Below are 18,067 nucleotides of genomic sequence, written 5' to 3'. Positions count from 1 at the left end.
CGGCGAGGGCGTCGTCGTAGTGGCCCAGGCCCGGGAAAGGCTAGCGGCGTAGCGGCTCCAGGAAGCGGATCGACCAGTGACCGACCTCGTCGTCCAGCAGGCGGGCGGAGACGGATGGGTTGTCGAACCGGGGGAAGCACAGCCAGTCGACCGAGGCATCGCGGCGGAGCGGCGGTCGGACACCAGAGCGTAGTTGGCGATCGGTATCGTAATTACGACTGCTCCCGGACGCAGGGATCTGACCTCGTGTGGTCCTGCCAGAGCGGCTGGCGTTACGCCCATAACGGGATGACTCGGTGAAATTGAGTTCCAGGATTCCCGCTGACCGAGACATTTCCAGCGGTGTCCTGTAGCGCTTGGGCGCGTCAGAAGACAGTATCTCGTGACGTTCGTGCGAGGAGGCTGACATGGACGACGCTGATGTGATCGTGGTCGGGGCAGGCCCCGCGGGGGAGGGCGCCGCCTGCCGGTGCGCCGACGATGGGCTCACCGTCACCGTGGTCGAGCGCGAGCTGGTCGGCGGTGAATGCGCCTACTGGGGATGCATCCCCAGCAAAGCGCTCTTACGTCCCGGCGACGTGCTCGCCGCGGCTCGCCGGGTTCCAACTGGTCGTGGATTCCGAGCGGCGGGTGATCATCGGCGCCACTTTCACCGGCCCCACCATGCAGGAGCCGCTGCACTCCGCGACCATCGCCATCATCGGCGAGGTGCCGCTCGAACGTCTGCGGCAGGCCGTGCCATCGTTCCCCACGGTCAGTGAGGTCTGGCTGTACCTGCTCGAACAACTCGAACTTTGATCAGCAAGCCGCAGCGTGCATTCGGCGCGGCATGGCACGCGGGCCTTTCGGCGGCCATCGCCGAGGGTCTTCTGCGACTGCGACTGCGACGCGAGCCCGGATACCGGGCCGCCGATCCGGTCCTGGATGACTCCGTCGATCTGGCGCTGGGATGATGTGGTGACGATGGCGCCGCGCTCCACCATGCCGGGCAGGTCGCCGCCGTACATCTCCGCGTACCAGCTGTTGCGCAGGAAGGTGTACGGCAGTCCGGAGACCCTCCATGAGTACCAGCATGCCGCCTGACCTGAACGGATGAGATTTTCGCCAAGCGCAGCGCAGGGCCGCCGTACGATCGGTTGCGCAGGAAGAGTCGTCGACGGCCGTCACCACGGCGGTGGGATCGACCTGGGCTACGGCACCCAGGCGGCGGTCCAGGGCCCCCTGGCATAGTGCCCAAGCGATCAGCCGCTGAGCGCGGGCCGGATTAATCACCTTCACCTGGATGGCCGGCGTCTGTGCCTGCTTCGGAGCCGGTGCTTCGGTCTGTTCGGTCAGCGCGCGGCTGCGCTCGACCTCGTCCGCACCTGGACGTGTTTGGGTGTCCAGGAGCGGTAGCCGAAGGACGAATCGGGCGCCTCGTGGTGAGTCCTCGATGCGCAGGGTTCCGTGGTGGGTGTGGGCGATGTCGCGGGAGATGGCAAGGCCGAGTCCGCTGCCGCCGGAGTCGGGCTTTCCTGGCCTCTGAGGCCCGGTGCGAGGAGATCGCTAGCGCGCTGCCCACGAACGTTCGCCGTGGCAGATTCAGGCGGTTTTGGGCCAGGCAACGGGGGTCACCCAGGCCTCAGCTCACGTGACGCCCCTTGCAGTCAGTTGCCGCTCATGGTGTGGCTCCCGCACCGCGGCCCCCCGGCACCCGGAGGGAATGTGCGATCGGGAAGGGCGCGATCTGTTTGGGTCTGGTCACCATCCCGGTGAAGTTGTACGCGGCGACTGAGTCCCGTGTTGTCGGCTTCCATCAGGTTCACGTCGGCGATGCCGTGCGCGTCACGATCAAAGGGTCTGCACCGCGGACGGGCAGGAGGTCCCCTGCCGCCGACATCCACCTGACCCAAAGCCGAGTGTCCTTCAAGGGGGATGATCATTGTGGGTGTTGTGCCACGCTCTGCCCACACGGCAGGTCACTGTGGGTGACGAAAGACGAACCCGGCTGGGAGTTGAGCACCTAGGTTTGGGTATTTTCGCCTATTAAGGACCATTGGCGGTCGGTTCGCGTACCGCCGACACACTCATTCGGGGGAAAGCATGACCGACGAATGGCGCCCCTCCCCCCAGGACGACGGGTGGCGCAGCGGAGGATGCCCGGCGGGCGGCTTTGGGCGGAGGTCGTTTCTGCGGGGCACAGCCGCTGGCCTTGTCGGGGCGGCGGGCGGGAAGATGCTGGGCAGCGATGCGGCCTTCGCCAACAGGGCGTGGAGCGACAACGGGAGCACGAGTGCGATTCCGTTCCACGGCTACCATCAAGCGGGTATCGCCACCCCTCCACAGCCGATCGGGACCTTCGTCTCCTTCGACGTGATCGCGTCTGACCGCAGAGAACTCACTGACCTGTTCCGAACCCTGACCGCGCGGGCGCGCTTTCTTACAAGGGGCGGCACTCCGCCGAAGGCGTCTGAGGGTTCAGCGCCACCGGACAACGACCTCCTGGGGCCCGAGGTCGTGCCGGACGATCTCACCATCTCCCTCGCCCTCGGTGCGTCCCTCTTCGACGGTCGCTACGGATTAGGCGCGCGCAAACCGGTCCAGCTCGTCACCATGCGGCCCTTCCGCCACGATGACCTGGACCCCGCGCTGTCCCAGGGCGACGTGCTGGTGCAGGTGTGCGCGGGACACCGAGACACGACGGTGCACACACTGCTCGATGTCCTGGCCCATACCAACGGCGCGATGACGCCGCGCTGGCGCATCAACTGCCAGCGCAATCCGCCGCGCCCGGTCGGTACCCCACGCGACTGGTTCGGTTTCAAGGACGGCACCGCCAACCCGGACACCACGGACACCGCTCAGATGAACCAGGAGGTCTGGGTGCAGCCGCACACCACTGAGCCCGCCTGGGCGGCGGGAGGTACTTACCAGGTGGTGCGCATCGTCCATTTCAATATCGAAAAGTGGCAGCGGGTGCCACTGGCCCAACAGGAGCGGATCTTCGGACGCCGCAAGGTCAGTGGCGCCCCGATGTACGCCATGTCCGACAACGCCTCGGACCTCCTCGATCCCATCTACACCAACGACCCGCAGGGGCTGATCACCCCGTTGGACTCGCATATTCGCCTCGCCAATCCGCAGACCCCGCAGACCGCGTCGACCAGCGCGATTCTGCGTCGCAGCTACGACTACGACCGAAGCCCTGACGTACACGGGGGCCTCGACCTGGGGCACGCGTTCTGTTGCTTCCAGCGCGAGCTCAACACCTACATCACGATGCAGAACCGGTTGGAAGGCGAAGCACTGGTGCCGTATATCAGTCCGCGGGGCGGAGGTTACTTCTTCGCCCTTCCAGGCGTACGCGACGACCAGGACTACTACGCCCGTGGACTCCTGACCTGACCGCCGCCACAGGGAGGGGCGGTCTCCGGCGAGGCGGTTCGGCCCCTGGACCCCTGCGATGTGCACAGGAGGCGAGATGCATTTCCACCGGCGAACCAGAGTCGACACCGCCGGCCGGCTGCGTAGGAAGGCGATCCGGGTTTTACTGGGAGCTGGCATCGGGCTCTTGCCGGCGTCCGGTCTCCCCGCCGCATCGGCTGGTCCAGCCTCGGCCTCTATGCCCTCCGGGGCCGTTCTTTCGGGCGTTAGCGGCCACGTGTACGTCACCAACCAGCTCGATAACACGGTCTCCGTGGTCGATGCCCGAGCCAACAGGGTCGTCGCGACCGTGCCGGCCGGCACCGCGCCCGAAGGCATCGTGGTCGCTCCGGACGGCAGACACGCCTACATCGCCGACAACGGATCGGCCGAGGTCTCAGTGCTTGATACCCGAACCAACAAGATCGTCGCAACCGTACCGGTCGGGAAGAGTCCCAGTGGTGTTGATCTGACGCCGGACGGCAGGTTCCTCTACGTCGCCGACGGCGGTTCGAACAGCATCTCGGTGCTCGACACCCGTACCAACCGGGTGATCGCGACTGTTCCGGTCGGCACCTCGCCGGTGAGCGTGGTCGTCAGTCGCGACGGTGCTGCAGCCTACGTCGCCAACGCAGGGTCGGGCAGTGTGTCGGTCATCGACACCCGTACGCGTCGGGCCGTGCGCGTTCTGCCTGCGGGCCGTTCTCCGGTGGGCGTAGCGGTCACCTCGGACGGCGGATCGGTCTACGTTGGAGACGAGGCGGCTGCGAGCGTCACGGTGGTCGGAACCCGTACCGGCACGGTGACGGCCACCGTGCCGGTCGGCGAGGGTCCTCTCGATGTCGCGCTCGCCCCGGACGGCCGGTCGGCCTACGTCTGCGTTCTCGGCCCGGGGAAGGTGACTGTGCTCGAAGCCCGTCGTCATCGGGTCTCGGCGAGCGTTTCGGTCGGCCCCCCGGGCACCGACCCGTTCAATGTGGCGGTCGCCTCCAGCGCGGTCTACGTCACCGAGCAGGGAGCCAGCACCCTCACGGTCATCGATCCCAAGACCCTCAAGATCGTCGCAACGATCCCGGTCGGGACCAGCCCCTACGGCGTGGCAGTGAGCCCGTGACGCCCATCGTCCAGTCCAGAATTCATGGAGGATCAGCGGGTTTTCCGATCCGGTGATGTGGGAGTGCCCTGTCAGCGTACGACCCGGGGCGGGCCGGCCTGGCAGCAGTTCCTCCCGATGATCGTGCCCTATACCTCGGCGAAGCGGTCGATCTGCCAGGCGTCCGGGGGACCAGCAGTAGAAGATGATCTCGTCGGCTCCGATGTCCGTCAGCCGGTTGAGGGCGTTGCGGACCTCGTCCGAGGTTGTGAGCCGTGAAAGGCCAGTAGCGTGCCGGGCGTCACGATCCGATGACCGCGCAGCCAGGCCGACAGGGCACGTGTCAGGGCGGCCAAGATCGCCCGGTCAGCCCAGTCCGGTTGCGGCCGGGATACCTGGCGCCGCAGCACGGAGACCGCATGGTGCAACACCACAATCTCCGCGTCTTCGGAGGCCGAAGTTCGGGCGAGCAGCATCAGCCAGCCGATCAGACGAACGAAGACCAAATACAGGAGTCCGGAGGCCATGACCGATGAGGGTAGACGCCCAGGTCAACCGCCCTGCACAAGTTCTGGCGCGGCACAGGCTATCGATGTCCGTCTTGTCCGTCAGCAGGAGCGTCGTAACTGTGAGTAACCGTGCTATGGAGGAGGGAAGTGTTAATTGCGGGAGATCAGAACCGACTTGATCTTCTCGGAACGGGTTCCTATGGAACGGAAGTCGCGTCTCTGCGCTGGGCGGAGGCATGAAAGGCCTGTGTGGTTGGGGTGGCGGATGGTGTTCACACCGAAGAGGTCACTGGTTCGATCCCAGCATCGCCCACCGGGTTTCAGCAGGTCAGAGAGGGTCCCGGAGATCATTCCGGGGCCCTTTTTCGATCTTGTTGGCCGAGGGGAGCCAAACGGGGAGCCTGTCGGTGCCGGAAACTCGGCCACCCTATGGGACCTGTACTCGTGGAGGAGGCCGCCGAGACGATCGTGTCGGACGACCTTGGTCTCCGTCTCGGTGGGGTGGGGGAGCGTCCGCAATGGGCATGCCTGGTTCAGCGCCCGGTGTGGCCGGTGCTTGTTGAAGTGGGTTTCGTACTCGGCCAGGACCTTGCGCAGGTGCGCGGCGTTGAGGATGAGAGTTCGGTCGAGTAGCTCGCGGCGTACGCTGCCGACCCACCGTTCCATGATCGCGTTCATGTGTGGTGCCTGCGGCACCGTAAGCACGATGCGCAGGCCTTCGGCCCGAAAGACCTCGTCGAACATGCCGGTGAACTTCCGGTCGCGGTCCCTGATCAGGAACTTGAAACCGTCGACGCGTTCACCGAGGTGAAGCATGAGGTTGCGGGCTTGCTGGGTGACCCACGGTCCGGTCGGGTGCGCCGTGACGCCCAGGACGTGGACCCGGCGGGTGGCGTGCTCGACGATGGCGAAGCAGTACAACCGTGCCAGGGTGATGAAGAAGTCGCACGCCAGGATTCCTTCGGCCTGCGAGCGTAGGAACTCGCCCCAGGTGGGCCCCTTGCGACGCGGTGCGGGGTCGATGCCTGCCTTCTTGAGGATGGACCAGACGGTCGTGGGGGCGATGCGACGGCCGAGCTTGGCCAGCTCGCCGGCGATGCGCCTATATCCCCACGTTGGATTCTCGGTGGCCATCCGGACCACGAGATCCCGGATGGTGGTCCGGGTCGGTGGCTACAGACCACAGTCGTGCGGGGTGGGTTGCCCGGTGCGGCCGGCCTCCAACAGTGCGATGGCGTCTTTCATCGCGTTGGCCTGAACCTGAGCGATGGGAGAGAACGGGCGGTCGAGGACGGCGAGGGAAGCGACTTCGACAGTCATCAGCACGGCCACTGCAACCAACACTATGCGCCTGATGATCTTTTGTTGCGATTGCGAGTCGCCGACCAGCAAGAAAATCAGCAGGCCACCACTGACGAACACGATAGCCCACAGGATTGCCGGTATTCGGGGTTGAGCCAGGAACAGGAGCTGCTGGCGCGCCTTGCCCGCGTCGCTCAGGTCCGTGCTGACCTGTTGAGATGCGGCCTGGGTTGCCGGCGAGCCCTGGGGAAGCATGGTCCTGAGGTTACGCAGGCGGTCGCCCCGCACGATCGTGTCGGGCGCCTCCTCAATGCCCCCCCGCCCTTGCGCCTTCCAGTCACGCTCGGCGACCGACCACATGTAACAGATGACCTCGCGACGCGCCGTTGTGCGGACCTGCGGCGGAAATACGCCTAGTTCGTCATACACCGCCACCAGGCTCGTCGGCTCGGACTGGGCCTGAGAACGGGCGTCAGAGTAGTGGTTGGTCGCGAATACCTGGAGCGTGGTGAGCAGGAACCCGAACAAGAACCCGACGAACAGGACGACGTTGGTGAACTGCCCGGACATGGCCGCCCCGCGCCGCTTCAGCCACCACGCCACAAGCCATCCGAGCGCGATGAAGCCCCAGAGAATCAGCACGTATATCAGGATGGTGAGCATGTTCAGGCCGGTGGGATGCTCTGCTCGTACTGGAAGACGTTGTCAGGGTCGTACTTGGCCTTGATCTCGCGCAAACGGGCGTAATGGTCACCCCAGTAGGCGGTCTCCCAATCGACCATGCCCGGGTTCGGCACGTTGACGTACGCGCCGTTGACGTAGGGTCGCAGCGCCTGGCTGAACTCGGCGACCCAGGCCTGTGCCCTGGGCGTGATCGCGTCGCCGCTCCAGCCCGCGCCCGGCTCGGCGTAGAAGAGCGCGTCGCGGTGCACGAACGCCGAGCCCCCCGGTGGCGCCTTCTTAACCGCGCCGCCGAGGCTCGAGCAGAAGTAATCGCTCACTTCCGAAGGTGCGTTCCTCATGAACGTGCCGACGATATCGATCGCCTCCGCCGGGTACGGCTCAGTGACGAACTGCGAGAAGAACTTCCAGTTCTTTGCTTTCTCAACCGCACTCTTCGACGGCGGTTGGAGTCGGGCAAAGATGTCGGCCCAGCTCCCGGCCTCGACGGAGACGTCGGGGTTGCCCACCGACAGCACCGGCGCGAGCAGCTCCTTGGCCTTGGTCGGCGACCCCGATTGCAGCACAGCCAAGAGGTTGATCCCGTCCGGACCGATGTCGAGCACGCTGCTGAGGCGCAAGTCGGTCGCTGGCGCCTGCCGCTGCCACGCGTCGAAGACACCCCGCAGGTCCTCGAAACCATTCCACCGCGCCTCGAGCAAGCTGACCTGCTTCAGCGGGTGCATCCTGTAGGTGAAGGAGGTCACGATTCCGAAGTTGCCGTTGCCGGCGCCCCGCAGGGCCCACAGCAGGTCCGGGTTGTTGTGCTCCTCGGCGGTGATCACCTTGGCGCCGTCGTCGCCCGAGGGGACGACAACCTCGGCCGCCAGCAAGTTGTCGCAGGCCATGCCAAAGTTGCGGGTGAGGAAGCCCAAGCCGCCGCCGAGCGTCGCACCAGCGAGCCCGACGGTCGCCTCCCCTCCGGTCGCCACGGCAAAGCCCTCCTCGCCGAGCGTCGTCACGGCCTCACCCTGGGTGAAACCCGCCCCGACGGTCACAGTACGAGACGCCGGGTCGAGCCGAGCGGACTTCATCTCACTGACGTCGATGACGATCCCACCGGACACATTGGACCAGCCCTCGAGGCTGTGGCGGCCGCTGCGCACCCGCAGCGCGACGTCGTTCTGGCGTGCCCAGGAGATCGCGTTGACGACGTCCTCCGTCGTCTTGGCGAAGACGATCACCAAGGGGTAGGAGCGGTAGAGCCCGTCCCAGTCGGTGCGAGCCTTGGTGTACGTAGGGCTGTCGGGGTGGATGACCCGGCCGGTGAGCTGAGCTGGCCGGCTCTTGCCCGTGGTCATGAGCGGCACTTTCCTGCCATGGCAGTCAGACGGCTACCGCTCGTCAATGCGTGACGACGCTTGCGCCTCAGGGCTTGGGCTCGAGCGCCTCGCGGTTGAACACAAGCCGGCCAGGAGGAACAACCTCCCTGTGAGGGACCGGGCGTCCGTGTCACCTCCTGTCGGTAACCTCCAGGCTCGACCGAACCCTCGGCGCCCCCGGCTGATTTCGTCACCGCAACCCCCCATCTCCCGATGTGCATTTCCACAACAGGGGGCTCAAATGATGCTCGTGCATGCGCAAGACATTGTCAAGGGGGCGCCGACCGATGCCCTGCGGCGGGACGTTACAGACATTTCGCGCGAAACTCATGGACAATGACGAAAATGGTCTGCCCGGATGATCTACCTGGAATCTCGAGCCGTGAAGCCTGGCATATAGTCCAGCAGCTCAGCCGCTCTCTCCTTTGCTGACATGCCAGTCCCTCCGAACATCAAGTTTCACGCGAGCACTAAGATCATCCCAGAGAATGGACGCCAAGAGCACTCAGACTGGGAGAACATTCACAACGCACACTGAGCCTTTTCCATCTTCATTGGGCCTGGTGGTGCAGGGTAAGGATGGCCTGGACGATGGTGGTCAGGCGAGATGGTGAGCAGCGGGCCTTGCGTAGGATGTGCCAGCTCTTGAGGGTCGCAGCGCCTCGTTCGCCGAGGGCGCGGATCTTGGCGTGGTGGCGGTTGAATAGCTTCTTCGGTCTGTTCAGTCCGCGGCCCTTGGGTCTGCGGCGAGGGGTACCGATCGCTCCGCCGGCACCGAGGTAGCCTTGTCGGCGAAGCACGCGATCGCCCGGCCGGTCACGGCCGCTACGATCCCGGGGCGCTTCGTAGCGACGTAGGCATGAGCACCTCCACGTGTGAAGCTATCTCGCCGACGCATAGTGCTTTGCCGATATTCAGCTTTTAGCCGGTTTTGGAGCACCGCAGACGCCGCAACACAACGCCCGCATCGCTCTCCCTGCCGATACCACCAGCGATCGTCCGCAGCACGGCGCCGACCGCACCGAGTTGGGCACGCGCTTGTACCAGCTCCAAGACAAGCCCCCGCACATCCGAGGGCAGCACAGTGATCTCCTGGCGTGCGACCGCGACCACAACCTGGGCCGCGTACGCGCCCGGGGTGAGACCGGCTTGGACGGCGGCCCGCCGCAGGATCGCCATCTCCTCACCCGACAGCGAAAGCGGCCCCACCTTGCGATCGCGGCGGATCCGGTTCTTGGGCCGGCGTGCCGTCGGGTCGGCGCCTTCGGATGCCGCGCTCACCAGCCGCCTCCTGCCTCACTCACATGGCCTGGTTCACGGGAGGCATGCGCGGCCCGCCCACTGCGTACGGTAGCCATCCGAAGCAAGATCCAGAACGTATCTCAGAGATAACCGATAACTTGCTCCGGGCAAGAAGGGAGCTTCGCCCGCCTTGGGCATAAGGCCGCTGTTGTCCTGTCCGCGTGACTTGGCAAGTTCCGGACTTAGGTGGCAAGGCAGCTGGCAACGTTCAGATTAAGACGGCGGCGGCATCCAAAGCCACCTTCGGCGACGCCGTCCGGGACTTCGAGGCTGACCTTCGGTGCACGCTCCTGGTACTCGAGCCCAGCGGCCAGTTCCACGAACGTTCAGTTTCGACTACATCCTGTGCCCCCCCGACCAGGCCCGCCCTGAGCCGCCCAGCCATGCAACATGGGAGCATGTCCCGCGAGCATCGGTTGCGAGCCACCTTCGACAGAGCGGCTGCCCTCTATCAGGACGCGCGCCCCGACTACCCTGCCGAGCTGTATTCCGACCTGCTCGCGATCGCGGGGGTCGAGCCACCCGCGCACCTGCTGGAGGTCGGATGCGGCCCGGGGAAGGCCACGCTGCCGCTGGCACGTATGGGCTTTAGGATCACCGCGATCGAACTCGGCGATGCTCTGGCGGCGGAGGCACGGCACCGTCTGGCAGAACTCGCCGATGCTTCGGTGATCACGTCGTCATTCGAGGGCTGGGAGCCGCCGACAGGCGTCCTGTTCGATCTCATCTACGCGGCTACCGCCTGGAAATGGGTGGATCCGGAAGCCAAGTACGCCAAGGCCTCCGCCCTCCTCACCCAAGGCGGCCACTTGGCGGTGTGGGACGCCGGGCACGCCTTCCCCACGGACTTCGACCCGTTCTTCACCGAGATCCAACAGGTCTATGAGCAGATAGACGAAGGCGATGGCGGCCCCTGGCCACCGCCACCGCCCGAGGACCAGCCCGACTCGACCGCCGCCGAGTTCGAGGACTCCGGGCACTTCACGGTCGTCGGGACACGACGCTACGTCTGGGCCCGGCGCTATACCGCGGATGAGTACATCGCCCTGCTCGAGACATTCTCCGGCCACATCGCCATGGAGCCCGCCAAGCGCGAATACCTCTACCGCGAAGTACGCCGCCGCCTCGCCGCGCGCCCGGACGGACGACTCACCCGGCACTGGTCCGCCGTCCTCACCATCGGCCGACGCCGCCGGCCGCGAGCTTGAGCCAGACGCCGCGGCTCTTCCTCGGCTCAGCCGGGCTCAGCGCCCTTCCGGGCCGGCTGGCTGCACTGCCCTCGCCGCCCCATCGAGCCGCACTGGTGCCCACTGCAGCTCGTCCGCTGCCATCGGCGCCGTTGGTGGCTGGGTGCGGGGTGGTCCCTTGCGCCAATTTACCTGGCAGAAGGGCCGTTTCCTGAAGCGTTTCTACCTTGCCGGACGGTGTCGCAACTGGCCTTGGGCTCATGACGGTGGAGGTGTCGCGTCGTCGTTTTCGGGTTCGCCGTCACGGGATCTGTGCTCGGTTGTTCGGTCTCGGTGCTGGGTGTGCGCATGAGGTCGGGATCGGCGTAGGCCTGGTGGCCGTAGCGGCCGAAGTGCTCGGCTCGCCGCTGCTCACCCTCCCGCCGGTCAAGGTCACTCAGTTCCCGGCCCGCGGGCGCGGCGGCGGGTCGCCACCAGGGCGAACCGCCCGGCCATCCGGTCGAGGAGCTTGTCGGGCTCCGCTCTCCAGCGCTCAGGTTCTACCTTGCGGCCCACGGCCACCGCTTGATCATTTGCACCCGCCGGTAGGCGCATCGCCATACGGCGGACTGCAGCTCATCGACGGCCTCGATGGCCGTCTGGAACGGGTGTAGCTCTTCTGCAGTGAGATAGGTCGGTCTGGGGCGGAGGTGGGTCAGTGCCGATGTTCAGGGGCGTGGTCGGGGCGGATCCATCTGTGTTCGGTGAGGGTTCGGTCGGCTTGGTCGAGCCAGTGTTCGGTGGCGCGATGGGCGCCGATGCGGATGCCGTCGATCCACATCGCGCCGGGACTCATCGATACCGCCATGATGCGAGCGGGTCTGTCGTCGGAGCAGCGGGCCGCGATGGAGGCCGCGACGCCGTTGCGCCGTTTCGGGCGTCCGGAGGAGATCGCAGACACGACCGTGTACCTGTGCTTCGACCGCGCCTCGTTCGTGTCGGGCGCGACGATCAACGTCTCAGGGGGCAACACGCTTTTACTAGGGCGCGGGCTCGTCACTGAGTGACACGAGCCGATGTATCGACATGCTCGATCTGCTTCGTCATCCCTGATTCTGGGTGGGCGGCGATTCTGGTATGGCGGCCACGGCGAAGCTGGCGATGGCGAGAAGTTCTTCGGTGGAACCTCCGTCCTTGGCGCACCCAGACATGCCTCGCATGACCGCCATCAGGAACGACGCCAGATGGTCGGGCTGAACGGTCGCCGGGAGGTCGCCGTCTGTGATCCCTCGTGCGATCCGGTCCTTGAGCCGACCGTGTATGTCCTCCCGTTGCGCGGCCAGGCGTGGCTCGGTCAGCATGAGGCAGCCCAGCGGCGTCAGCGTGTCGGTGTGCGCGCGGGCGGTGTCGTCGAGCATGACGGCTATGGCCTCGCGGGCGGTCGGGCGGGCGGCCGCAGAGTCGACAGCCTCGCAGGTCCGGCGGAAGTACAGCGCGGAGGCTTCATTGAACAGGCTGTCCTTGTCGCCGAACGCCGCGTACAAGCTCGGGGGAGTCACGCCCATGGCTCTCGTCAGCATCGCGATGGTGGTCTCCTCGTAGCCTGCGCGCCAGAACAGCTCGATGGCGGCCGCCAGCGCGGTGTCGCGGTCGAAGCTTCGAGGTCTGCCGGCCATGTCCTCAGCATATCGTAGCGACCGCTATGGAATGTGGTATGGTCGGATCGCAATTCATAGTGATCGCTATAGAAAGAGATCTCATGCAGTTGAAGAACGCCGTGGTGCTGGTCACCGGAGCCAACCGAGGCATTGGCGCAGAGTTCGTCGCGCAGCTCAAGGCGCGCGGAGCGGCGAAGATCTACGCGGCCTCGCGCAATGCGAGCGCCGTCGACGTGGACGGCGTCGAGCCGATCCAGCTCGATATCACGGACCCGTCACAGGTCCGGGCCGCTGCCGACGCGGCCGGCGACGTCCAGGTCCTGGTCAACAATGCGGGAATCTCGACTGGTACGTCCGTCATCTCCGGCGACGTGGCGGACATCAGGCGAGAGATGGACACGAACTTCTTCGGCCCCCTGCTCATGACTCAAGCGTTCGCTCCGATTCTGAAGGCCAACGGGGGAGGTGCCATCCTCAATGTCGTCTCGGCAGTCTCGTGGTTCACCGTCCCGGGGGCTGGCGCCTACGCTGCTTCCAAGGCAGCGGCTTGGAGCCTCACCGACAGTGCGCGCCTCGAGCTCGCGGATCAAGGCACGCACGTCGTCGGCGTGCACATGGGCCTTGTCGACACGGACATGGCCGCAGGCGTGCAAGCGCCGAAGATCTCCCCGACGACCTTGGCGGCTGCCGGTCTGGACGCCATCGAGTCGGGTCTCGACGAGGTGCTGGCCGACGACTGGGCGAGGTTCGTGAAGTCCGGACTCGCGCTTGATCCGTCGGAACGATACGAGCAGCTGTTCTCGGCCCTGGCGGGGAACTGACCAGGCTCGACGAGCAGCGACCGAAGCGTAGGGACACGTGATGCGCCGACAGCCGACATCCGGTCCATCCTGATCATGGCGGAAGCGATCGGACGGTCCCGCACACCCGCAGAGTCACGGGGCTCTTCGACCGAGGACGTCTGGTATTCCACCGGTCCGAGCCGTCGACGTCGACCGGTGGTGCGGGGTGGTCAGTGGACGCTCGAGGGCCAAGTCCATGCGCGACGTGTCGGTCGGCCCGTCACCGCATGCGGAATCTGGGCCGCAGAGTGGCCGATCTTGTTCGGTGTTCCGTTCAGCGGCCGAGCGGCACGAGACTGCCCGCAGTGCACGCGGATAGCGACAGGTCTCCCGACGGCGCCGATGGGGCGTATCTCGTGTCCGTCGGACTGCCTAGGGGACTAGGCGGTCCGACGGGCTGGCTGCTCGGCGAGGAGCCGAACTTCCGTGGAGAAGCTGCCAGTTTGAGGGGCTCATCAAGGCGACGCCGTCACCCGTACCTGAAACAGTAAGGCGACGGCAAGCCTGGAACGCGATCTCGTCCGCAGTCAAGCGAGTGCTCGGGTCAACTGGTGGGCGCTGCTCAGCAGGAGTGCTCCCAGCTCGCGCTGCCGCGCGACCTTGAAGCGCGATTCGACACCGGTCAATGACAGTGCCCAGGCCGGCGATCCGGCTGCTGTCGAAGACGGCAGCCGCCATACCCCAACTGCCTTCCACGATCAGACCAGGATTGATCGCGTAACCCGAGGGCCCCTCGAACCTGATGACGCTGGCCCGCGCGTGCCCGCCCACCTGGCGGTACTTCGTCAACGCCACGCTCGGTGACCCCGACAAGGACGCCGAGCTGCTCAGCTCCCGCTCACCCGTCAACTATGTGGAGAACATCTCAGCGCCCTTGTTCGTCATCCAGGGGGCTCAGGATCCGCGGGTGCCCAAGGCCGAAGCCGACCAGATCGTGGAGCGGCTACGCGCCCGCGATGTGGAGGTCAGCTACGACCTCTACGAGGACGAAGGCCACGGCTTCACCAACCGCGACAATGAAATTCAGGCGTTCACCGACATCGCAGACTTCCTCGCCCATCGCCTCAAGGATGGCCGATCCGGCCAGACCGCGTAGGAACACAGCCGTTGAGCGCTGATGGCCGAGCTCGCGGCCGTTCGGGTAGGTGGTTTCCGGCCCAGCCAGCGCCGGGTCGGGAACGGGGGTGCTCACGACGCGCCGGAGGTTCACCTTCACGCCTGCGCCGTCTCATAACGCGGTGGGGCTGGGCCGGAGGCGAGCCTGTTGCCCGATGAAATAGTGATCGCTTCCGGATTACGGCAGAAACGGGCCGTGTGCCGATGGGAATCCACGGCACGCTACTTTTGCCGGTCTTGCGGGCCGAAACAGGTCCGCGCCATTCCTTCTGACGGTGCCGGTGCTCTACGATGCTCGCACTTCATGTGCGCTTTAAGGGGATTTCGATGTCGGTCAACACTAGGGTTCTGCGCCATCTCGCCGCCCACGTACATGACGGGGAGACGATCGAGGTCGCCGTCATTGCCCAGCTCAAGCGTGGGATGAAGAAGCAGTTGGGCAAGGGCCTGGCGACCGGCCTGGTGACCGGGCTGGCGACGACGGCGGCGACGGGCGGGGCCGGGCTGATCGCATTCACCGTTCCTCCGGCCGTCTGGGTCGTGGTGACCTCACACCGGGTCCTGCTCTTCACCAAGACCCACAGCGCGTCGAAGCCTGGCGACCTGGTCTTTGAGGCGCCGCGCCCAGCTCTCACCGCCTCCTTGAAGTCCGGCCTGCTCACCCAGGTCACGGTCGCCGACCGCAGCGATGGTCAGTCGCTGCTCCGGCTGAACCTTGGGATGAAGCGGAGAGCCGCTAAGAGCATCGTCACTTCCATTGAGCGCTGATCTCCCGCCGGATGCAGGCCGCCGTCGCAGGCCGGTGATCACATCACCTCGCGCAGGACGTCGGCAACCGGAGGAGGTGCTGGTGAGACCGAATCGGTGACCGTTCTGGCGGCACAGCGCCGACGTGGAAAGACCCTCTCATAACGCTCCGGCGCGGCCTATATCTGCCGCATTCCGGCCGCACTCTTCGTGTTTCGTCACCGAGCTCGAGACCGCGCCTGGCCATCATCGGTTCCGCCGGTGGAAGCTACGGCAGAATGGTGGCGCGGTCGTGGCCGAGAAGTGCGAAGATCTGCTCGCAGACCTTGTCCGGCGACGCGGCCGGCATGAAGGTCCGGAAGGCCTCTCGGTGACGCTGTGACCGGGCGTGTAGGCCGCCAGCCCGAACCGGCCGGTGACCAGATTGTGGAAGATCCGAACACGGACCATTCCCGCGTGCCGCCTCCGGTCGCGGATGACCTCGATGATCGCTGTCACGACGAACGTGAGGGTGTAGACCGCGACCACAGCGACGAACACGACACCGTCACGGGGTAGTGCGCTACACCGCAGGCCAGCACGGTCCACGCGGCGACAGCCGAAATCAGGGGCCACCAGTTCGACCACCATGCCACCTGGCGAGACAGCATGATTCTCCCTCCGGCCGGGGGAGTGGCGGCCGCCGTATCGGCGGCGCGGGTACCGTCCCTGGCCGGCGGCTGACAGGCGGCCGATCAGCGGGCCATCCAGGTGGAGCGCCCGGAGCGCAGCGAGGACGAGCGACGTGGATCGGCTCGGCGAGCGGCTGCCATGCTCAGTCGGGCCAGGGAGCGGACCACGCGCCGCGGCTGCCGGACGTGCCCGACTCCCTGCGAGAGCCCATTCGCTCGTCCCGTTGATGGACGGCCGAGGGCCCGCGAGATTGTGGTCGACGGTCAAGGACGCACACCGCGAGAAGCTGCGCGGCCATCGCGTAGACCTTCGTGTGCAGGAGGTCGTCCCTTGAACATTTACGCCGAGCTCGGACGCCTCGAAGCCGTCCGCCATTGCTACGAGGAACTGACCGGCCACCTCCCTCAAGGGAAGCTCGAACCGCTGACCACCGACCTGTACGAGAAGTTGCGCCGTGAGCCCTGAAGGGCCGTCGTGGCATCACATCGGAGCTTGGCGCTCCCGGCCGGTGTCTCCTGGTGTTCGGTGGACGCAGGCCCGGAACGGCCGCAAACCGCCCGGAGCATCCTCCAAGATCAGGAACCTGGAATCGGAAGCCTGCCGACGGCGGCGGGGGTGAAGGTGACTGGGAGTTCGTGCAGGCCGCGGCTGCGGAAGGAGGGGCGCCAGCGCAGTTGGTCGGCAGGGGTGGCAAGGGTGAGGTCCGGGAGGCGGCGGAGCATCGTACCGAGGGCGATTTCTGCTTCGAGGCGAGCCAGCGGGGCGCCGAGGCAGTAGTGGATTCCGGCGCCGAAGCTCAGGTGGGGGTTGTCGGAGCGGGTGAGATCGAGTGTCTCAGGATGGGGGAACCGGTCGGGGTCGCGGTTGGCGGAGGCGAGGGAGAGCAGCACGGTGTCCCCGGCGGGGATGGTCACTCCGCTGATGGTGATGTCCTCGGTAGGGAACCGCCTGATCGCGTACTGGTTGGGGTCGGCGAAGCGCAGGAACTCGCCCAAGGCTTGGCTGGGGACGGGAGAGCCGGGGTCCAGTGTCGCTGCCTGTTCGGGGTGGGTGAGCAGGGCCAGGAGGGCGTTGCCTATCAGGTGGACCGAGTTCTCGTATCCCGCCCACAGGAGCAGGAAGGTCAGGGAGAGCAGTTCGCTTTCGCTGAGGTGGTCGTGTTCGTCGCGGGCGGTGAGCATGGCGGTGATCAGGTCGTCGCGGGGGTCGGTGCGTTTGTCGGCGATCAGCCGGGTCAGGAAGCGCAGCATGTCGGAGAGCGCCTGCCGGGCGGCTGCCGGCTGGCCGGGGTCCGGGGTGATCAGGGTGTTGGTCCAGGTGCGGAAGTCCGCACGGTTGCCGGGGGGTATGCCGAGCAGGTCGCTGATGACGGCGATCGGCAGGGGTGCGGCGAAAGCGCTGATGAGGTCCGCGCGGCCGGTGCCGGCGAGGAGCTCGGTGAGCAGGGCGTCGGTGTGCTGCTGGACGAGCGGGCGTAGGGCTTCGATCCGTACGCGGGTGAATGCGGTGGAGACGAGTCGGCGGAGCCGGGTGTGGTCGGGCGGATCGAGGTTGAGCAGGTTGGCATCCAGCGCGGGCGGCAGGGAGAACCCGTGGTAGCCGCCCGGTCGGGCGTTCTTCCTGTTCAGGGAAAGGGTGGGGTCGGCGAGCGCGGCCCGGACGTCGTCGTACCGGGTGACCAGCCACACCCACGCGCCGTCGGGCGTACGAGTCCGGTGCACGGGCCCGGCTTGACGCCACTCGGCGTAGGTTGCGAACGGATCGGCCATGAAGTCAGCGTCATTGACCAGGGCCGTGGGGCGGCCGGGTGCGGTGTGCGTTGTCGGATCCATGGTGCTCCTGTGCGGCGGGCCGGTCATGCGGGGGCGTGAGAACCATCCTGGTGGAACTTCGGGGCGGTGTCGGCGGTTGCGGGCGTTCGGGTGAAGGCGTGCGCGAGGTCGACCAGCCAGGCGAGTTCGGTGGCCGGTCCCGGACCGGTGGCGAGGCTTCGGGCAGGGGTTGCGCGGAAGGCATCGCCTCCTCGCGTTTCATGCGGAGCGCGGTCTTGAGTAGTACGGCCTCGGCCGTGATCTGGACCAGGCGTTCCGGCAGGCCCGCGCGCTCGGCTTGGGCTCGGGCGGCCATGGCGACGGCGGGGTCCAGATAGGTGCCACACGGCGATGAGGGACGGCCGGCCGGTGCTGTGAGGGAATCCGTCCGCAGACTCCGCGCGA

17 protein-coding genes and 3 pseudogenes are annotated in these 18,067 nt (G+C 66.4%); 11 read left to right on the top strand and 9 right to left on the bottom strand.

All coding sequences use genetic code 11. The annotated features are described in order from the left end of the window. Positions 1-407: 407 nt before the first annotated feature. From ACRYCC_RS42850 to ACRYCC_RS42840, 3 genes and pseudogenes are all read left to right on the top strand, one after another. Positions 408-626, top strand: a pseudogene (locus ACRYCC_RS42850) (FAD-dependent oxidoreductase); the annotation flags it as partial. Beyond that, a complete protein-coding gene (locus tag ACRYCC_RS42845; protein WP_433819944.1) occupies positions 523-798 on the top strand; it encodes an oxidoreductase dimerization domain-containing protein in 276 nt (91 codons plus the stop codon). The pseudogene ACRYCC_RS42850 and the gene ACRYCC_RS42845, both read left to right, overlap by 104 nt. 126 nt (positions 799-924) lie before the next feature. After that, positions 925-1,083 carry a hypothetical protein gene (locus tag ACRYCC_RS42840; RefSeq protein ID WP_433819943.1) on the top strand — a complete coding sequence of 53 codons (159 nt, stop codon included), beginning with the start codon at positions 925-927 and terminating at the stop codon, positions 1,081-1,083. 315 nt (positions 1,084-1,398) lie between these two features. Here ACRYCC_RS42840 and ACRYCC_RS42835 read toward each other — a convergent pair. Next, positions 1,399-1,500, bottom strand: a pseudogene (locus ACRYCC_RS42835) (ATP-binding protein); the annotation flags it as partial. Positions 1,501-2,082: 582 nt separating this feature from the next. On the opposite strand from ACRYCC_RS42835, the gene ACRYCC_RS42830 reads away from it, so the two are divergent. Beyond that, positions 2,083-3,384, top strand: coding sequence for a Dyp-type peroxidase (locus ACRYCC_RS42830; RefSeq protein WP_433819942.1), 1,302 nt, complete (start codon positions 2,083-2,085; stop codon positions 3,382-3,384). 256 nt (positions 3,385-3,640) lie between these two features. Beyond that, positions 3,641-4,516: a YVTN family beta-propeller repeat protein gene (locus tag ACRYCC_RS42825; RefSeq protein WP_433819941.1), complete on the top strand. Its 876-nt coding sequence runs from the start codon at positions 3,641-3,643 to the stop codon at positions 4,514-4,516. A gap of 209 nt (positions 4,517-4,725) precedes the next feature. On the opposite strand, the gene ACRYCC_RS42820 is transcribed toward ACRYCC_RS42825, so the two are convergent. From ACRYCC_RS42820 to ACRYCC_RS42795, 6 genes and pseudogenes are all read right to left on the bottom strand, one after another. Further along, positions 4,726-5,022, bottom strand: a complete 297-nt coding sequence (locus ACRYCC_RS42820; RefSeq protein WP_433819940.1) for a hypothetical protein — start codon at positions 5,020-5,022, stop codon at positions 4,726-4,728. Between the two features lie 132 nt (positions 5,023-5,154). Further along, entirely contained in the window at positions 5,155-6,138 is a 984-nt protein-coding gene (locus tag ACRYCC_RS42815) for an integrase core domain-containing protein (RefSeq protein ID WP_433819939.1), read from the bottom strand. A 39-nt stretch (positions 6,139-6,177) separates the two neighbouring features. Next, positions 6,178-6,969: a bestrophin-like domain gene (locus ACRYCC_RS42810; protein WP_433819938.1), complete on the bottom strand. Its 792-nt coding sequence runs from the start codon at positions 6,967-6,969 to the stop codon at positions 6,178-6,180. Positions 6,970-6,971: 2 nt separating this feature from the next. After that, entirely contained in the window at positions 6,972-8,327 is a 1,356-nt protein-coding gene (locus ACRYCC_RS42805; protein ID WP_433819937.1) for an FAD-binding oxidoreductase, read from the bottom strand. Positions 8,328-8,899: 572 nt separating this feature from the next. Beyond that, a pseudogene (locus tag ACRYCC_RS42800) lies at positions 8,900-9,151 on the bottom strand (transposase family protein); the annotation flags it as partial. A 118-nt stretch (positions 9,152-9,269) separates the two neighbouring features. Then, positions 9,270-9,629, bottom strand: a complete 360-nt coding sequence (locus ACRYCC_RS42795; protein WP_433819936.1) for a hypothetical protein — start codon at positions 9,627-9,629, stop codon at positions 9,270-9,272. Between the two features lie 419 nt (positions 9,630-10,048). On the opposite strand from ACRYCC_RS42795, the gene ACRYCC_RS42790 reads away from it, so the two are divergent. Both ACRYCC_RS42790 and ACRYCC_RS42785 read left to right on the top strand, forming a co-directional pair. Further along, positions 10,049-10,858, top strand: a complete 810-nt coding sequence (locus tag ACRYCC_RS42790; protein ID WP_433819935.1) for a class I SAM-dependent methyltransferase — start codon at positions 10,049-10,051, stop codon at positions 10,856-10,858. Positions 10,859-11,634: 776 nt separating this feature from the next. Further along, complete coding sequence (locus ACRYCC_RS42785; protein ID WP_433819934.1) at positions 11,635-11,883, top strand: SDR family oxidoreductase; 249 nt, start codon at positions 11,635-11,637, stop codon at positions 11,881-11,883. Positions 11,884-11,919: 36 nt separating this feature from the next. On the opposite strand, the gene ACRYCC_RS42780 is transcribed toward ACRYCC_RS42785, so the two are convergent. After that, entirely contained in the window at positions 11,920-12,492 is a 573-nt protein-coding gene (locus ACRYCC_RS42780; RefSeq protein WP_433819933.1) for a TetR/AcrR family transcriptional regulator, read from the bottom strand. Positions 12,493-12,575: 83 nt separating this feature from the next. Between ACRYCC_RS42780 and ACRYCC_RS42775 the strand changes: the two genes are divergently transcribed. From ACRYCC_RS42775 to ACRYCC_RS42760, 4 genes are all read left to right on the top strand, one after another. Continuing rightward, positions 12,576-13,295 (top strand): SDR family oxidoreductase, encoded by a 720-nt coding sequence (locus ACRYCC_RS42775; protein ID WP_433819932.1) that lies wholly within the window; start codon positions 12,576-12,578, stop codon positions 13,293-13,295. A 760-nt stretch (positions 13,296-14,055) separates the two neighbouring features. Continuing rightward, the gene (locus ACRYCC_RS42770; protein WP_433819985.1) at positions 14,056-14,412 is read left to right on the top strand and encodes an alpha/beta hydrolase family protein; all 357 of its coding nucleotides are present in this window, start codon (positions 14,056-14,058) and stop codon (positions 14,410-14,412) included. A gap of 347 nt (positions 14,413-14,759) precedes the next feature. Further along, positions 14,760-15,200, top strand: coding sequence for a hypothetical protein (locus ACRYCC_RS42765; protein ID WP_433819930.1), 441 nt, complete (start codon positions 14,760-14,762; stop codon positions 15,198-15,200). Positions 15,201-16,181: 981 nt separating this feature from the next. Beyond that, the gene (locus ACRYCC_RS42760; RefSeq protein WP_433819928.1) at positions 16,182-16,316 is read left to right on the top strand and encodes a hypothetical protein; all 135 of its coding nucleotides are present in this window, start codon (positions 16,182-16,184) and stop codon (positions 16,314-16,316) included. A 110-nt stretch (positions 16,317-16,426) separates the two neighbouring features. Here the strand turns inward: ACRYCC_RS42760 and ACRYCC_RS42755 are convergent, their stop codons facing one another. After that, the gene (locus tag ACRYCC_RS42755) at positions 16,427-17,683 is read right to left on the bottom strand and encodes a cytochrome P450 family protein (protein ID WP_433819926.1); all 1,257 of its coding nucleotides are present in this window, start codon (positions 17,681-17,683) and stop codon (positions 16,427-16,429) included. Between the last annotated feature and the right edge of the window lie 384 nt (positions 17,684-18,067).

It is taken from the genome of Actinomadura scrupuli (genome assembly GCF_050971785.1).
GTDB classification, from domain to species: Bacteria; Actinomycetota; Actinomycetes; order Streptosporangiales; family Streptosporangiaceae; genus Actinomadura_E; species Actinomadura_E scrupuli.
Note: the sequence above shows the minus strand (reverse complement) of the source record. Positions and strands in the feature narration are given on the sequence as shown.

Coding starts and splice junctions, on each gene's coding strand:
- ACRYCC_RS42785 (WP_433819934.1), top strand. CDS start 11,635: ATGCGGATGCCGTCGATCCACATCGCGCCGGGACTCATCGATACCGCC.
- ACRYCC_RS42790 (WP_433819935.1), top strand. CDS start 10,049: ATGTCCCGCGAGCATCGGTTGCGAGCCACCTTCGACAGAGCGGCTGCC.
- ACRYCC_RS42805 (WP_433819937.1), bottom strand. CDS start 8,327: ATGACCACGGGCAAGAGCCGGCCAGCTCAGCTCACCGGCCGGGTCATC.
- ACRYCC_RS42765 (WP_433819930.1), top strand. CDS start 14,760: ATGTCGGTCAACACTAGGGTTCTGCGCCATCTCGCCGCCCACGTACAT.
- ACRYCC_RS42775 (WP_433819932.1), top strand. CDS start 12,576: ATGCAGTTGAAGAACGCCGTGGTGCTGGTCACCGGAGCCAACCGAGGC.
- ACRYCC_RS42780 (WP_433819933.1), bottom strand. CDS start 12,492: ATGGCCGGCAGACCTCGAAGCTTCGACCGCGACACCGCGCTGGCGGCC.
- ACRYCC_RS42840 (WP_433819943.1), top strand. CDS start 925: ATGACTCCGTCGATCTGGCGCTGGGATGATGTGGTGACGATGGCGCCG.
- ACRYCC_RS42755 (WP_433819926.1), bottom strand. CDS start 17,683: ATGGATCCGACAACGCACACCGCACCCGGCCGCCCCACGGCCCTGGTC.
- ACRYCC_RS42830 (WP_433819942.1), top strand. CDS start 2,083: ATGACCGACGAATGGCGCCCCTCCCCCCAGGACGACGGGTGGCGCAGC.
- ACRYCC_RS42810 (WP_433819938.1), bottom strand. CDS start 6,969: ATGCTCACCATCCTGATATACGTGCTGATTCTCTGGGGCTTCATCGCG.
- ACRYCC_RS42820 (WP_433819940.1), bottom strand. CDS start 5,022: ATGGCCTCCGGACTCCTGTATTTGGTCTTCGTTCGTCTGATCGGCTGG.
- ACRYCC_RS42815 (WP_433819939.1), bottom strand. CDS start 6,138: ATGGCCACCGAGAATCCAACGTGGGGATATAGGCGCATCGCCGGCGAG.